The sequence below is a fragment of the Colwellia sp. 5_MG-2023 genome (assembly GCF_030547795.1).
GTDB lineage: Bacteria > Pseudomonadota > Gammaproteobacteria > Enterobacterales > Alteromonadaceae > Colwellia.
Genome location: NZ_JAUOPW010000031.1, coordinates 1 through 15,756, shown reverse-complemented (window position 1 = coordinate 15,756; position 15,756 = coordinate 1). Strand labels below are relative to the sequence as shown.

The 15,756-nt window shown below is 37.8% G+C and carries 14 protein-coding genes and 1 other RNA gene; 8 read left to right on the top strand and 7 right to left on the bottom strand.

The genetic code is table 11. The features are described 5' to 3' along the window. The first annotated feature begins 2 nt into the window (after positions 1 to 2). Genes Q4496_RS15875 through Q4496_RS15860 form a run of 4 tightly spaced genes read left to right on the top strand, consistent with a single transcriptional unit; the run spans position 3 to position 5,523 of the window. Positions 3 to 1,568 (top strand): NADH-quinone oxidoreductase subunit NuoF, encoded by a 1,566-nt coding sequence (locus Q4496_RS15875; RefSeq protein WP_215974270.1) that lies wholly within the window; start codon positions 3 to 5, stop codon positions 1,566 to 1,568. Beyond that, entirely contained in the window at positions 1,561 to 4,464 is a 2,904-nt protein-coding gene (fdhF, locus tag Q4496_RS15870; protein WP_215974269.1) for a formate dehydrogenase subunit alpha, read from the top strand. Before Q4496_RS15875 ends, fdhF begins: the two co-directional genes overlap by 8 nt. 2 nt (positions 4,465 to 4,466) lie before the next feature. Continuing rightward, positions 4,467 to 5,285 carry a formate dehydrogenase accessory sulfurtransferase FdhD gene (fdhD, locus tag Q4496_RS15865; protein WP_215974268.1) on the top strand — a complete coding sequence of 273 codons (819 nt, stop codon included), beginning with the start codon at positions 4,467 to 4,469 and terminating at the stop codon, positions 5,283 to 5,285. A gap of 22 nt (positions 5,286 to 5,307) precedes the next feature. Beyond that, the gene (locus Q4496_RS15860; RefSeq protein ID WP_215974267.1) at positions 5,308 to 5,523 is read left to right on the top strand and encodes a formate dehydrogenase subunit delta; all 216 of its coding nucleotides are present in this window, start codon (positions 5,308 to 5,310) and stop codon (positions 5,521 to 5,523) included. 250 nt (positions 5,524 to 5,773) lie between these two features. Here Q4496_RS15860 and rnpB read toward each other — a convergent pair. After that, positions 5,774 to 6,185: RNase P RNA component class A (gene rnpB / locus Q4496_RS15855), an RNA gene on the bottom strand. A gap of 117 nt (positions 6,186 to 6,302) precedes the next feature. Continuing rightward, entirely contained in the window at positions 6,303 to 7,154 is an 852-nt protein-coding gene (rsmI, locus tag Q4496_RS15850) for a 16S rRNA (cytidine(1402)-2'-O)-methyltransferase (RefSeq protein WP_215974266.1), read from the bottom strand. 113 nt (positions 7,155 to 7,267) lie between these two features. Here rsmI and Q4496_RS15845 point away from each other — a divergent pair, with 113 nt between their 5' ends. Genes Q4496_RS15845 through dolP form a run of 4 tightly spaced genes read left to right on the top strand, consistent with a single transcriptional unit; the run spans position 7,268 to position 10,909 of the window. Further along, positions 7,268 to 9,310: a penicillin-binding protein activator gene (locus Q4496_RS15845; RefSeq protein ID WP_303610803.1), complete on the top strand. Its 2,043-nt coding sequence runs from the start codon at positions 7,268 to 7,270 to the stop codon at positions 9,308 to 9,310. Beyond that, positions 9,297 to 9,671, top strand: coding sequence for a YraN family protein (locus tag Q4496_RS15840; RefSeq protein ID WP_215974264.1), 375 nt, complete (start codon positions 9,297 to 9,299; stop codon positions 9,669 to 9,671). Before Q4496_RS15845 ends, Q4496_RS15840 begins: the two co-directional genes overlap by 14 nt. A gap of 44 nt (positions 9,672 to 9,715) precedes the next feature. Further along, positions 9,716 to 10,306, top strand: coding sequence for a phosphoheptose isomerase (locus Q4496_RS15835; RefSeq protein WP_215974263.1), 591 nt, complete (start codon positions 9,716 to 9,718; stop codon positions 10,304 to 10,306). Between the two features lie 6 nt (positions 10,307 to 10,312). Beyond that, entirely contained in the window at positions 10,313 to 10,909 is a 597-nt protein-coding gene (dolP, locus tag Q4496_RS15830; RefSeq protein WP_215974262.1) for a division/outer membrane stress-associated lipid-binding lipoprotein, read from the top strand. A gap of 278 nt (positions 10,910 to 11,187) precedes the next feature. Here the strand turns inward: dolP and Q4496_RS15825 are convergent, their stop codons facing one another. From Q4496_RS15825 to petA, 5 genes are all read right to left on the bottom strand, one after another. Continuing rightward, positions 11,188 to 11,658 carry a ClpXP protease specificity-enhancing factor gene (locus Q4496_RS15825; protein ID WP_303603030.1) on the bottom strand — a complete coding sequence of 157 codons (471 nt, stop codon included), beginning with the start codon at positions 11,656 to 11,658 and terminating at the stop codon, positions 11,188 to 11,190. A 25-nt stretch (positions 11,659 to 11,683) separates the two neighbouring features. Beyond that, positions 11,684 to 12,328 (bottom strand): stringent starvation protein SspA, encoded by a 645-nt coding sequence (gene sspA, locus Q4496_RS15820; RefSeq protein ID WP_215974261.1) that lies wholly within the window; start codon positions 12,326 to 12,328, stop codon positions 11,684 to 11,686. A 125-nt stretch (positions 12,329 to 12,453) separates the two neighbouring features. Beyond that, on the bottom strand, positions 12,454 to 13,152 hold the full coding sequence (locus Q4496_RS15815) for a cytochrome c1 (protein ID WP_215974260.1): 699 nt from the start codon (positions 13,150 to 13,152) through the stop codon (positions 12,454 to 12,456). Further along, the gene (locus tag Q4496_RS15810) at positions 13,152 to 14,417 is read right to left on the bottom strand and encodes a cytochrome bc complex cytochrome b subunit (RefSeq protein ID WP_215974259.1); all 1,266 of its coding nucleotides are present in this window, start codon (positions 14,415 to 14,417) and stop codon (positions 13,152 to 13,154) included. Before Q4496_RS15810 ends, Q4496_RS15815 begins: the two co-directional genes overlap by 1 nt. Then, positions 14,417 to 15,007: a ubiquinol-cytochrome c reductase iron-sulfur subunit gene (gene petA / locus Q4496_RS15805; protein WP_215974258.1), complete on the bottom strand. Its 591-nt coding sequence runs from the start codon at positions 15,005 to 15,007 to the stop codon at positions 14,417 to 14,419. The genes Q4496_RS15810 and petA overlap by 1 nt, the downstream gene beginning before the upstream one ends. Positions 15,008 to 15,756 lie beyond the last annotated feature (749 nt).

Below are 15,756 nucleotides of genomic sequence, written 5' to 3'. Positions count from 1 at the left end.
CGATGAAAATTTTTATTCCACGAGAAAGTACCGCAATTTCATTAGGGGCACATGATGTTGCTCAAGCATTTACCGATTATTCATCTCAACACAATATTGACATCAGCATAATAAGAAATGGCTCCCGTGGGTTATATTGGTTAGAGCCGATGATTGAAGTTGAAACACCACAAGGGCGAATGGCATATGGCCCAGTAGAATCAGCAGATGTTGCAAGTATTATCGAAGACATCACTAATAATATCCTCCATGAAAAACAACCTGCGCATTCACTGGCACTGGGTTTAACAGAAAATATTCCTTATCTCAAAAAGCAAACACGCATAACATTTGCTCGCACAGGTATTATTGACCCAATTTCTCTAGCGGATTACCTCGCTTTAGATGGCTTCAAAGGTTTGCAAAAATCACTTGAGCTATCTACACAAGAAATTGTGACAACGATTGTAGATTCAGGTCTTCGTGGCCGAGGTGGCGCTGCTTTTCCTACCGGTATCAAATGGCAAACGGTAAGAGATGCAACTGCCGAGCAAAAATATATCGTTTGTAATGCAGATGAAGGAGATTCTGGTACCTTTGCCGATAAATTAGTAATGGAGTGTGATCCCTTTATGCTAATTGAAGGAATGATTATCGCTGGATTGGCTGTTGGTGCGGATCAAGGATATATTTATTTACGTTCCGAATACCTTATTGCTGATGAAATATTACAACAAGCAATTGAAATTGCCTATGAAGCAGGTTATTTAGGTAATAACATTTGTAATAGCGGTAAAACCTTTAATTTAGAAGTAAGATTAGGCGCTGAAGCCTATATTTGCGGGGAAGAAACCGCTCTTTTAGAATCCATAGAAGGTAAAAGAGGCCTAGTGCGCTTCAAGCCACCATTACCAGCTTTAGAAGGGCTGTTTGGTAAGCCAACTATTGTAAATAATGTACTGTCGTTAGCTGCTGTTCCTTTTATTATGAGTGAAGGTAGTCATTCATATCAACAGTATGGCACTAATCGCTCACGAGGTACTTTACCTTTTCAGCTAGCGGGTAATGTTAAGCAAGGAGGCTTAATTGAATTACCGTTTGGCTCAAGTTTAAAAGATCTTATTGATGAATTTTCTGGTGGTACCGCCAGCGAACGTCCAATAAAAGCGGTTCAAGTCGGTGGACCATTAGGTGCCTATTTACCAACGAATAAATTAGATATCCCACTTGATTATGAAGCCTTTTCTAAAGCTTCTGCCGTGTTAGGTCATGGTGGCATTGTCGTCTTTGATGACAGCGTTGATATGCTAGAGCAAGCCCGTTTTTCAATGGAGTTTTGTGTTGTTGAATCTTGTGGCAAATGTACCCCTTGTAGAATTGGTTCAACCCGTGGTGTAGAAGTCATTGATCGTATAAAAAACGATGAGCGCCGCGCTGAGAATATGGCTTTACTTAACGACCTTTGCGACACCATGGTTGATGGATCTTTATGTGCAATGGGCAGTATGACCCCAATACCAGTACGTAGTGCTTTCACTGATTTCCCTCAAGATTTCTATTTAACGACACAGGTAAACAATCATGATTAATTATTTTGATCCGGCAACAAACACAACCTCTAATAAGCCAATCGATTTTAATAAGGATTATGGCACTCCTGCCAGCACTTCAACACAAAAAGTGTCTATCGAAATTGATGGAGTAACAATAACAGTTCCTGCAGGTACCTCCGTTATGCGTGCTGCTGCAATGGCTGATATTAATATTCCTAAACTGTGTGCTACAGATAACATTGAAGCATTCGGTTCATGTCGTTTATGTGCTGTACAAATTAAAGGTATGCGAGGCTACCCAACATCTTGTACGACACCAGTAAAAGAAGGCATGGTAGTGTCTACTGAAAATAATGACATTGCAAAACTGCGCCGTAATATTATGGAGCTATACATCTCGGATCACCCACTTGATTGCTTAACCTGCTCAAGTAATGGAGATTGTGAATTACAAGATATGGCCGGAGCCGTTGGCTTACGTGAAGTACGTTATGGCTTTGATGGTGATAATCATCTTGACGCTAAAATTGATGAGTCGAACCCTTATTTCACTTTCGAACCGAGTAAATGTATTACCTGTTCTCGTTGCGTTAGAGCCTGTGAAGAAGTCCAAGGTACCTTTGCCTTAACTATTGAAGGTCGAGGTTTTGCTTCAAAAGTGAGTGCTGGTACTAGCGAAAACGACTTCTTATCTTCTGATTGTGTCTCTTGTGGTGCCTGTGTACAAGCTTGCCCTACTGCCACACTCACAGAAAAGTCAGTTATTGAAAAAGGCCAGCCAGAACATAGCGTTATTACAACATGTGCATATTGTGGTGTTGGTTGTTCATTTAAAGCTGAAATGAAAGGCGAAGAAGTGATACGAATGGTGCCCTACAAAGGCGGTAAAGCTAATCAAGGCCACTCTTGTGTAAAAGGTCGTTTTGCTTTTGGTTATGCTACCCATAAAGATCGCGTCACCGAACCTATGATCCGTGACAGCATTGATCAACCTTGGAAAGTTGTTAGCTGGGACGAAGCATTAGCGTTTTCAGCTAACAAAATTAAAAACATTCAAACTAAATATGGCCGAGAAAGTGTTGGCGGTATTACCTCATCACGCTGTACTAATGAAGAAACCTATTTAGTACAAAAGCTTATTCGCGCTGCTTTTGGTAATAATAATACCGACACCTGCGCACGTGTATGTCATTCGCCTACCGGTTATGGACTAAAAGCTACTATTGGTGAAGCAGCAGGAACACAAACCTTTGACTCAGTGATGAAGTCTGATGTGGTCATGGTTATTGGCGCAAATCCAACTGACGCCCATCCAGTATTTGCTTCACAACTACGTAAACGTTTACGCCAAGGGGCTGAGTTAATTGTAATAGATCCAAGAAGTATTGACTTACTAAATACCGCTCACATAAGTGCTAATCATCACTTACCATTAAAACCAGGCACAAACGTTGCCATGATCAATGCCATAGCACACGTAATACTTAGCGAAGGTTTAGAGGACAAAAACTTCATTGAACAACGTACCGATGAATACAACGAGTGGCGTGAATTTATTCTTGATGAGATCAATTCTCCTGAAGCAATGGAAAGTATTACCACCGTAAGTGCTGAACAAATTCGTATTGCTGCTCGTGCGTTTGCTAAAGCAAAAAATGGTGCTATCTATTATGGTTTAGGCGTTACCGAGCATAGCCAAGGTTCAACCATGGTAATGGGTATTGCCAACTTAGCATTAGCTACCGGCAATATTGGCCGAGAAGGCGTGGGTATTAACCCTTTACGTGGTCAAAATAATGTTCAGGGTTCATGTGATATGGGCTCATTCCCACAAGAGTTACCAGGTTATCAGCATGTTAGTGATGATGTATTACGTGCAAAATTTGAGAAAAATTGGGGAGTAACCCTAGACAACGAACCAGGGTTCCGTATTCCAAATATGTTTGATGCAGCTATCGAAGGAACGTTCAAGGCCATGTATGTACAAGGTGAAGATATTTTACAATCAGACCCTAATACCCAGCATGTACAAGCCGCACTAGCATCGTTAGAATGCTTAATTGTTCAAGATATTTTTCTAAATGAAACAGCATTATACGCTCATGTATTTTTACCTGGCTCTTCATTTTTAGAAAAAGATGGTACTTTTACCAATGCAGAACGACGTATCAATCGAGTGCGTAAAGTAATGAAGCCATTGGCTGAATTTGCCGACTGGGAAGTTACCCAAAAGTTATCTAATGCATTAGGCTATCCGATGAATTATCAACATCCATCTGAAATAATGGATGAAATTGCATCATTAGTACCTACGTTCAGTAAGGTTAGTTACGAAAAACTGGACAAGCAAGGTAGTATTCAATGGCCTTGTAACGACGAGTTTCCTGATGGCTCACCCATCATGCATGTAGACAACTTTCCAATTGGTAAAGGGCGTTTTGCGATCACGCCATACCTTGCCAGTGAAGACCGTGCTAATAAAAGATTCCCGCTATTACTCACTACTGGGCGAATACTCAGTCAATATAATGTAGGAGCACAAACACGACGTACCGACAATCAAACTTGGCACAAAGAAGACCTACTTGAAATACACCCTAATGATGCCGAAGAAAGAGGCATTAATGACGGTGACTGGTTAGGTATTACGAGTCGGGCTGGCGATACTGTCTTAAGAGCTAAAGTTAGTGAACGTATGCAAAGTGGTGTGGTATTTACTACTTTCCATCACCCGATAAGTGGAGCTAACGTTATTACCACCGACAGTTCAGATTGGGCAACAAATTGTCCTGAATATAAAGTTACCCCTGTACAGGTTGAAAAAGTCACCTCTCCATCAGATTGGCAGACGCGTTATAAAAAGTTTAGTGCTCAACAAAAAGAGCACTTTAAACGTTCACCTAAAAAACAAAAAGCTAGCATAGGAAGTTAAGTGTGACACTGGAAGATGAACCAAAATTACAAGCGAGCTATTTAACACTACCGGTAACTTATTGGAAACAAGGTAGTGGGCAAGAGCAAGTAAATCTTGACTGTATCGCCGAAGAAGTCCCTATTGCAATGGTTTACAATGGAATTTCTCACGCGGTTATGATGGCCTCGCCTGCTAATTTACATGAATTTTCTTTAGGTTTTAGCTTATCTGAAGGCATTATCAATAACGTAACAGAAATGTATGATATTGAGCTTGTAACCAGTGAAAAAGGGATAGAAGTACGTATTGAAATTAGTTCTGAACGTATGATGTCTTTGAAATCACACCGACGTAATCTTACCGGCCGAACAGGCTGTGGTTTATGTGGGAGTGAATCACTGGAAACAGCTATTCGGCCGATTAAGAGTGTAACGCCACAACCGTTACCTTCTTCCCAAGTCATTCAGTATGCCCTGTCACAATTAAGTGAACATCAAAAACTACAAGCGCTAACTGGCGCAGTTCATGGTGCAGCCTGGTGTGACGCAGCGGGGAAAATAACTTTATTATGTGAAGATGTGGGTCGACATAATGCTTTAGACAAGTTAATTGGTAGTTTAGCACTACGTAAAATCAATACCCAAAGTGGCTTTGTTGTGATTTCAAGCAGAGCAAGTTATGAAATGGTACAAAAAGTGACAAGTGTCAATATAGCTACCTTGGTCGCAGTTTCGGCACCAACAGGGCTAGCTATAACCTTAGCAAACCAAGCCAATCTTAACTTGATTGGCTTTGCTCGACCAGGTAGACATACTTTTTATACCACATTCGATAAATAGTTAAAAATAGGAAGATATAGTGATGAGTAGTTCTCAAATTGAAAACTTAGTTAGTATGCTCAATCAAATTGCTAATAATAATAATTATAAAAAAACAGATGAAGAAACGGCAAAAGTCGTAGCTAATCATGTAAAAAGGTTTTGGGCACGTTCCATGAAAGAAAACATACTCAAGTATGCTGCTAATGATGGTTCACAGCTATCTCCCACCATAAAACTAGCATTAGCTCAACTATAACGTTATCCCTCGACTTAATAGAGGGAATATTATCAGTTCAACTTTAATGTTTTTATCAGACAACCAATTTGCAACCTAATAAATAATTGTCTGATAATAACAACCAATAGATTATTTGCATTCATATAACAGTATATTTAAGTTTCAATAGTTGAAAACGAGCGAGTGAATACTTATTCGAAGTAAAATATAAAGAAGAGTTTTAGAAAACCGTTTGAGCTATTTAAAATAATTCAAACGGTTACTAAAATTTGTGAGATGACACATAAGCCGGGTTTTGTATCTTCCATAGGAAGTGACAATCATTCGTCTAGGCCTTAAATCACTCTAAGGCTCAAGCAACCTACCCGGTTTCCACGCGAGCCACGCTTATATTACCAAAACTTGCGTTTTAATAATCATGAAACCCTATTTGGTCTTGCTCCAGGTGGAGTTTACCCTGCAATTACTGTTACCAGCAATCCGGTGCGCTCTTACCGCACCCTTTCAGCCTTACCTGTTCTATATTAATAAATTAAGATAGCCATCGGCGGTCTTCTCTCTGCTGCACTTGTCGTCGGCTTGCGCCGCCCAGGCGTTACCTGGCACCCTGCTCATCGGAGCCCGGACTTTCCTCCCCCCACTAAATAAATTCAGTAAGCAGCGATTGTCTAGTCAACTCGAGCGCATTTTACCTGTTAGTATTCTAATGAGCAAGGATCTGTTTCTCTAAACGCACTTATAACGATAAAGAAATATAATAATGAACACTCAATATAGCGATGTAATGCTTTATAGCTCTATACTTTTAAACTTAGTGCAATATCATAAAGTGCATTCTTTTTTACACCATAAATTTCAGCAACAATAGCACAGGCTTTTTTCGGTTTCATTTCAACTAACAATAACTTTAAGGTTTTAATGACTTCTGCAGAGATTTCATCTGGATCAGCTTTATAACCTTCAATAATTAACACCATTTCACCTTTAAGTTGATTAGCATCTTGTTCGAGCCAAGCAAGAAAATTTTCAGCGGTATCTGAATGGATAGTTTCAAAAGTTTTTGTTAATTCGCGAGCAATAACCACATAACGTTCGCCACCTAATGTAGCCACTATGTCTTTTACTGTGTCAATAGCTCGTCTAGGAGCATCATAAAAAACCATCGTTCTCGGCTCATTAATTAATGCTAATAACGTACTTTGTCTTGCACCAGACTTTGAAGGTAAAAAACCTTCAAACGAAAATCGATCTGTCGGTAGCCCAGCAACACTTAACGCAGCAATAGCAGCACAAGCACCAGGAATAGGCGATACAGGTAAATTTAAGCTACGACAATGTCGAACTAAATGAAAGCCAGGATCACTAATTAACGGCGTTCCCGCATCAGAGACTAAAGCAATACTTTTTCCTTCTTGCAATAGTTGCGCAATATAATCTTGTCGTTGGCGTTCGTTATGATCATGCATTGATAATGTTTTATTCTTAATTGCATGCGCAGACAATAGTCTTTGTGTATGGCGAGTATCTTCACAGGCAATAATATCAACTTGAGTTAATACCGATAACGCTCTTGAACTGATATCACCTAAGTTTCCAATAGGCGTAGCCACTATATACAAAGTACCGGGATTTATTATGTTTTCACTCATTTCAACTTACTTCTTTCATTGATACTTATTAAGGTGCAGGATTTAGTTGAGACTCACTGCAATGGCGTTTATTATAACCCTACACAGAGTTAAAAATGCATGGATTTTTCCACTTGAGTCAAACTAATTTTCTAGTGTTTAATTTATTTAAACAAAAGCACGCCAATGTATCTTTTATACTATTGATATTGATAGCCTTATTTATTTCGGCTTGTAGCTCGAAACCTACAACCCAAAAAGAAAGTACGCCAGTTTCTCAAGCGACGCTTAAGGAAGTCAAAACAACTGCAACAGCGGAAGAAAAACTCGCTGCGGCACAATCATTAAATGCTAAATTGCCTCGTGATGAAGAGTCATTACTTGCACAACAAGCAGTCGTTAATAAATTATTAATTGAAGCAAGTGAGCTTTTTCTTCAACAACAGAATTATGCTAAAGCACTTTTGTTAGCAAATGAAATTACAGCGTTTTATCAGGAAGACTATCAAAAAACTTACACATTATTAGTAATAAAAGCTCGTAGTTTATTCGCATTAAATTATTTACCGCAAGCTCTACAACAATTAGAACTAGCTAATGAATTGGTGACCTACACTACTAATGAGAGCACAATTCCATCACTACAACCATCTTTTGAATATTACCAAGTATTGAGTCAAGTATTAGCGAAAAAAGGATACAATGTATCAGCACTTACTGCGCAATTGAGTGCTTTCACTTTAAACGCTACCCCTACAAATGATGATATTCAAGCTATTTGGCATAACCTTGAAGTATTACCACAGTGGCAATTAAAACAACTTATTAACAATAAGCCACCATTAATTAAAGGCTGGGCAACATTACTCAATTATAGCCATCAGTTCGGTGCTAATCCCAAACAGTTTTCACGTTATTTAAGTTTATGGCAGCAACAAAACCCTGAACACCCTGGCATCAACATAATAGAGCAATTAAAAGCAACCAATTCCGCGATCCATAGCCCTGAGCGTATTGTCGAAAACAACATTGGAGATATCTCTGAAAATCGAAATAAAATTAACAACATAGCTATCTTGTTACCACTAAGTGGCAGCCAACAAAAAGCAGGCCTAGCCGCCCAACAGGGAATATTAGCCGCTTATGAAAGTGATAATCAAAACAACGCTGAAAATCACTTGAACAGCCATGAAAAAAGTAATATTTACTTTATTGACACTAACCAACTTGACTGGGAAAACTTAGCAGCACAATTTTCTGAACTTAATATTAATCAAGTCATTGGTCCCTTATTAAAACCAAATGTTGAACTATTTTTAGCATCAAGCATGCAAAATTTAGCTCTTCAAGTGCCAACATTATTATTGAACTTGCCCTTTGAACATCAACTTTCTGAAATTCAAGTTGCCTTATCTATGCGCCCAGAAGATGAAGCGGTTCAAGCTGCTGCCACACTCAGCCAGCAAGATTATCATAACCCAATGATATTAAGTCATAACGATAGAGTATCAAAACGTATAGCCCACGCTTTTAGACTACAATGGCAAGCCTCTACAGGAAAATCGGTAGAAATAGTTTATTTCACTCAAGGTAAACAAATGCAGGCAAGTTTGAAAGAAAATCTAGATATTAATGCTAGCCAAGATCGCATAAAACAATTAAGTAGCAGCCTAAAAAACAATATAAAATCAGAAACAAGAAATCGTCGTGATATTGATATGATTTATCTTATTGGTAGTGCTGCTCAAACTCGCTTAATTAAACCTTATATCGATGTAAATATCAGTCCATTCGCTAAAGTCATCCCTGTATATGCTAGTTCTAGAAGTCATAGTAATTTTAATGATAAATACAATGCAAGTAGTACTAATGATTTACATGGCCTTACTTTTACCCAAATACCTTGGTTGCTAGCATCAAAAGAGCAAAATAAGTCATTAAGCGAACTTAGCGATAGTTTATGGCCTAAACGTTCAGATAGCTTATCAAGAATATTTGCTATGGGATTTGACAGTTATCAACTTTTAAATAAACTCCCACTTATGAAAAAAGCGCCTTATATTCGTCATTTTGGTCAAACAGGTGAGTTGACTTTAAATGATGAAAACATACTTACTCGAAGTCTTATATGGGGTCAGTACAAAAATAACAAGGTGACACAAATTGGCATGGAATAAAACGCCAACAAGTCAGAGTAAAGGCAAAGCTAGTGAAGGCTTTGCCCAGCAATATCTAACCCAACAAGGTTTACTTTTTATAGATAAAAACTTTCACTGTCGAAAAGGTGAAATAGATCTTATTATGAAAGACGGAGATACACTCGTCTTCATTGAAGTAAAATATCGTAAAAATAACAACTTTGGCGGTGCCATTTCTGCCGTTTCTCAATCAAAACAACAAAAAATTAAACATTGTGTTGCATTTTTTCTGCATAAAGCCAATTTAAATGAATATAATACCCCTTGTAGGTTTGACGTTATTGCTCTAGAAGGTGATATTAACCAACCACAAGTTACTTGGCTAAAGAATGCTTTTTAGTCAATGTTTAAGCGATAGCAAAATACTGGAGTTATTTAGCCCACATGTTAGAACAGATCCAAAATAATTTTACCGAAAGTATTCAAACACAAATAGCAGCAACAGAGGCTATTTCTAGCGCTATAGAGCAAGCAGGCATGATGATGGTGCAATGTTTGTTAGCGGGTAATAAAATGCTTGCTTGTGGTAATGGTGGTTCAGCTGGACATGCTCAACACTTTTGTTCGCAATTACTGAATCGTTTCGAAGCAGAACGACCAAGTTTACCTGCTATATCACTCGTTTCAGGTAGTGTCGTAATAACTTCTATCGCTAATGATGGCCAGTATAATGAAGTCTTTTCAAAGCAAATTCGTGCCATTGGTAATAATGGTGACATTTTACTAGCTATCTCAACCAGCGGAAACTCACAGAATGTAATTAAAGCAGTTGAAAGTGCAGTATCTCGTGACATGCCTATCATTGCATTAACAGGTCATGACGGGGGTGATATTGCCGGTTTATTAGGTGAAGGAGATGTTGAAATTAGAGTACCATCTTCTAGAACTGCGCGTATTAACGAAGTGCACCTCATTGTGCTGCACTGTTTATGTGAAATTATTGATACAACATTATTTCCACAATCGGAGCTTTGATTAACTATGGCTATTTTATCTAAAATTTCGAAGAATCGACCAACAAAAATTGTTAGCACACTACTCCTATTAGGTATTTTACAAGGTTGTACAGCAGTCACAGTAGTCGCTATTACTGCTGGTGCAAGTATGGCAACAGATCGTCGTAGTATAGGTAATCAAATTGACGACCAAACTATTCAAGTTAATGCTTATAATCGTATCGCAAAAAATAAAGCCTTAAGTGACAATACAAATTTACACCTAACAAGCGTAAATGGTTCGGTATTGATTATTGGGCAAGCACCTACCACTTACCTTAAAGATCAAGCAATCAAGATTATTAGCGAAATTGAAGGGGTAGTACGTGTACATAATCAAATACGTATTGGTAGTATTACTTCGGTAACTACACGCACCAATGATATATGGCTAACTTCAAAAGTAAAAACGGCCTTATTTTCTGATAGTAGTGTTAATGGTAAGAACATTAAAGTTATCACAGAAAATGGCGAGGTTTTCTTAATGGGAATTGTATCTAAAAAAGAGGCTGATGCTGCGGTAAATATTACTCGTAACATTAGTGGAGTTAATAAGGTATTTAAAGCGTTTGAATATATTTAACCGTTAACTGTATTGTTAACAACCCAAACATTAATCAATGCTGATATTCGTTATAAGACGATGTATTCTGTCGGTTACAGAATACATCGTATCTTCGCTTTGAGAATGCTTTTATCATTAGTAACTAAAACATTATCCTCTTAAATAAAGACTTATGGTGTAAATAAGATTCTTTACTCAAACTATAGTCCATCATCCTAATATAATTAAAAACCTTACTATTTAAAGTTCAATAAAAAGGTTTTATATAAACAAGTTATAGAACGAGAGCCCTATTTTTACTTAATAACTTTTAAACTAGCTTTACTTTTAGACGACTTTTTCAATTCTGCTGGTTTATCACCAGAGGAAACACTACTCAGACTCGGCTTAGTTTTTGCCTTGGCTTCAGTCTCATCAGTAATCAAACTATCTTTAGCATTAATCTCATCATCACTTGGGTGCTCTACTGCAAATGAAGTACCAGCACCATTTTCTTTAGCATAGATAGCTGAAATTGCGCCATAAGGTACGGTCATATGCTCGAGTTTTCCGCCAAAACGCGCACTAAACTCAATAGCTTTTTCACCCATAGCAATACTGCCAACAGCAGGTGATGCTATATTTAATACAATTTGACCATCATTGACATAAGACATAGGCACCAAAACACCGTAAACACTCACATCTACTACAATGTATGGCGTTAAATCGTTGTCTGAAATCCAGTCATAAAAAGCCCCAACTAAATAAGGCTTATTAGAAGTCATTTTTATAGAAGTCGCGTCAACCATATTAAGCAGGATGACCAAAGCGTAATTCACGTTCATCTTCAGTTAATGAAGCTTGAAATGATTCACGTTCAAATAAGCGTAACATGTAAGTTTTCAGCTCTTTTGAGCCATCAAGACCTTCAAGTTCAATACCAAAAGCAGGTAAACGCCATAGTAATGGTGCTAAGTAACAATCAACTAAGCTGTACTCTTCACTCATAAAATAAGGAGCTTCATTTAATATTGGAGCTACACTCAATAAGCTTTCTTTTAACTCTTGACGTGCTTTTTGCGCTTGCTCAGCACTACCCGTTAAAATAGTTTTTGCTAAGCTATACCAATCATTTTCAATACGGTGCATCATTAAGCGACTACGGCCACGTGATACTGGGTAAACAGGCATTAATGGTGGATGAGGAAAACGTTCATCTAAATATTCAATAATAATTTTAGCTTCATAAAGGGCTAATTCACGATCAATCAATGTTGGCACTGTTCCATAGGGATTTAAATCAATCAAATCTTCCGGTAAGTTTGCCAAATCAACATAATTAATATCAACACCAACACCTTTTTCTGCTAATACTATACGTGTTTGATGACTATACATATCATCAGCATGCGAGAATAACGTCATTACTGAACGTTTATTTGCTGCTACGGCCATAGGGCCTCCTATTCTTTATAAAACAAAAGCGCGATGAAGTTTCCTTACGTGGAAACCCGTCGCGCTATAATATCACCTTAAAGTAAGCCTAATTACTTTCTTCAAGTTAACCGTCTACATTGTTATTAATGTATGTCTTTCCAATATTCTCTCTTAAGGAAATAAGCAATAATAAAGAAGACAAACAAGAAAATTAATACTTTGTAGCCTAAGCTTTTACGTTCTAACTTACTTGGCTCACCAACGTATTCTAAAAAGTTAGTTAAATCACGAACAACAACATCATACTCTTCTGTTGTTAAACTACCACCCATCGCAGGTGTCATGTGCCCATGTTCGTCAAGTGAACTAACACCTTGCAGATCTTGTAACACATGTGGCATACCAACATCTTTAAATACTTTGTTATTTACACCAAATGGACGACTATCATCCATATAAAAAGAACGTAAATAAGTATATATCCAATCTGGGCTACGTAAACGTGCTTCTAACGTTAAATCAGGTGGCGCTGTACCAAACCAACTAGCGGCTTCTTTTTTAGGCATAGTGTTGGTGATATGATCACCAACTTTTTCGCCTGTGTACATGTAATTTTCAACACCATCTGCATTATCAATACCTAAATCAGTAAAGGTACGATTATAACGTTGATACCCTAATTGGTGACAACCTAAACAATAATTAACATACGTTTTAAAACCATTTTTTAATGATTCTTTATCTGATAAATCATTATTTGCTTTGTCTAGTTGCATACTTGGACCTGCCGCCGTGGCAAATAATGGAACAAGCGCACATAAAATTAACAGTAATTTTTTCATTAGTGAGAAATCCTCGTTGGTACAGGCTTACATTTTTCATTCTTAGAATAGAACCAAAGTGCTACGAAGAAACCAAAGTAACCAAAGCTTGCAATAGTACCAATTAAATTAGCTACAGGTGTTGCTGGTAAAGTACCTAATACACCTAGAATAATAAAACAAATTGCAAATTGAATTAAATTAAACAAGTGCCATTTAGAGCGATACTTAACAGATTTCACTACACCACGATCAAACCATGGTAATAAGAACAATACAATAATGGCACCAAACATAGCAATAGCACCTAATAACTTATCAGGAACAACACGTAAGATTGTATAGAAAGGACCAAAGTACCAAACAGGTGCGATATGTTCAGGTGTTTTTAACCCATTAGCAGGTTCAAAGTTCGGAGCCTCAATAAAGTAACCCCCACCTTCAGGCGCAAAGAACATCACCCAACAGAATAAAATTAAGAAACCAGCAACACCCATAATATCTTTTACAGAGTAATAAGGGTGGAATGGTATTGCATCCACAATATCGTATTTATCCGTATATTGCTTATGGAATTTAAACTTGCTTAATTCTTCAGGTTTAACACTACCTTTAGGTTGTTTTACATCTGTACCTTCAGGGTTATTTGAACCAACTTCATGTAAAGCAAGAATATGTAAGAACACTAAAATAACTAAAACTAATGGCATCGCGATAACATGTAGTGCGAAAAAGCGATTTAATGTAGCACCAGAAATAACATAATCACCACGAATCCATAATGTTAAATCATCACCAATAACAGGAATAGCACCAAAGAGGGAGATAATAACTTGTGCTCCCCAATAAGACATATTACCCCAAGGTAATAAATAGCCCATAAAAGCTTCAGCCATTAATACTAAGAAGATCAACATACCGAAGATCCACAGTAATTCACGTGGTTTTTGATACGAACCATACATAAGGCCACGCATCATGTGTAAATAAACAACCACAAAAAATGCTGACGCACCGGTAGAATGCATATAACGTAATAACCAACCATAATCAACGTCACGCATAATATATTCAACACTGGCAAATGCACCATCACCAGATGGTTCATAGCTCATGGTTAACCATACGCCGGTTAAAATTTGATTTACAAGTACTAACATAGCTAAAGAGCCAAAGAAGTACCAAAAGTTAAAGTTTTTCGGCGCAGGATATTGTGCAACATGCTTATTCCAAGCATCCGTTACTGGTAAACGCTTATCTATCCAAGCCATAAAGTTTGCCAACATTATGCTTCTCCTTCACTAACACCAATTAATAATGTGTTGTCATTAGTAAATGAATGCTCTGGAACCATTAAGTTTAATGGTGCAGGAACCCCTTGAAATACACGCCCAGCCATATCAAATTTACTACCATGACAAGGACAAAAGAAACCATCTTTCACGCCGTCAACAAACTGTTCGTAGTCGCCACCATGATAAGTTGGAGCACAACCTAAATGAGTACAAACTCCTAGCGCAACTAAAAATTCAGGTTTAATAGAACGATAAGCATTAGTAGCATAATCTGGCTGTTGAGCTTCTTCTGAATTAGGATCACGTAGTTTATCATCATGCTTGGCTAAGCTATTGACTGTTTCTTCAGTACGTCGTACGACATAAACAGGTTTACCACGCCACTCTGCACGGATTAATTGACCTGGCTCTATTTTACCTACATTGACTTCTACTGGAGCACCCGCAGCTTTCGCGCGAGCACTTGGATTCCACGAACCAATGAAAGGCACAGCCACACCGACCACACCGGCACCACCAACAACAGCAGTAGCCGCCGTTAAGAAGCGTCTGCGGCCGTTATTTACAGGCACATTGCTCATTCACACTCTCCAATTCATATTGATTACCAAACAATTATTATTAGCCTTATTGCTCATCCATTATCTCAGGATGAATAAGCAACATGCCTTATTTTTGTTTGATCAAGTTTATACCAAGGGGTACATCGACAAAAAATTTTTATGATCATAAAGAAATAGGTCGTTTTTTACAAGGTAAAAAGTCAGCTAAGTGTGGTAGATATCAAAATATTTTGATATTGATCATCATAAAAAGTAACTTACACGAAAAAGATTGGGATATTAATGAATAAGATTTTGAATCAAGTTACAGGTGACAACAGTCACCCTTACAGAAATGCCCTACGAAAGAATTGATTACCATCATCGTAGGGGCGAATTTATTCGCCTACTACGCCTACTAATAATGGGATATAACATAATACAGATGTTATTGACGTGTTTTGTGTTCAGGCGACTGAAGTCGCCCCTACAAAAACGCTCCTACAAAACACCAATGAAAGAATTGATTACCAACATAGTAGGGGCGAATTTATTCGCCTACTACGCCTACTAATAATGGGATATAATATAATACAGATGTTATTGACGTGTATTTGTGTTCAGGCGCTTGAAGTCGCCCCTACAAAAACGCTCCACAAAACACCCATGAAAGAATTGATTACCATCATAGTAGGGGCGAATTTATTCGCCCCTACTACGCCTACTAATAATGGGATATAACATAATACAGATGTTATTGACGTGTATTTGTGTTCAGGCGACTGAAG

Coding starts and splice junctions, on each gene's coding strand:
- Q4496_RS15815 (WP_215974260.1), bottom strand. CDS start 13,152: ATGAAAAAATTACTGTTAATTTTATGTGCGCTTGTTCCATTATTTGCC.
- rsmI (WP_215974266.1), bottom strand. CDS start 7,154: ATGAGTGAAAACATAATAAATCCCGGTACTTTGTATATAGTGGCTACG.
- dolP (WP_215974262.1), top strand. CDS start 10,313: ATGGCTATTTTATCTAAAATTTCGAAGAATCGACCAACAAAAATTGTT.
- Q4496_RS15810 (WP_215974259.1), bottom strand. CDS start 14,417: ATGTTGGCAAACTTTATGGCTTGGATAGATAAGCGTTTACCAGTAACG.
- Q4496_RS15875 (WP_215974270.1), top strand. CDS start 3: ATGAAAATTTTTATTCCACGAGAAAGTACCGCAATTTCATTAGGGGCA.
- Q4496_RS15825 (WP_303603030.1), bottom strand. CDS start 11,658: ATGACTTCTAATAAGCCTTATTTAGTTGGGGCTTTTTATGACTGGATT.
- Q4496_RS15835 (WP_215974263.1), top strand. CDS start 9,716: ATGTTAGAACAGATCCAAAATAATTTTACCGAAAGTATTCAAACACAA.
- Q4496_RS15860 (WP_215974267.1), top strand. CDS start 5,308: ATGAGTAGTTCTCAAATTGAAAACTTAGTTAGTATGCTCAATCAAATT.
- sspA (WP_215974261.1), bottom strand. CDS start 12,328: ATGGCCGTAGCAGCAAATAAACGTTCAGTAATGACGTTATTCTCGCAT.
- fdhF (WP_215974269.1), top strand. CDS start 1,561: ATGATTAATTATTTTGATCCGGCAACAAACACAACCTCTAATAAGCCA.
- petA (WP_215974258.1), bottom strand. CDS start 15,007: ATGAGCAATGTGCCTGTAAATAACGGCCGCAGACGCTTCTTAACGGCG.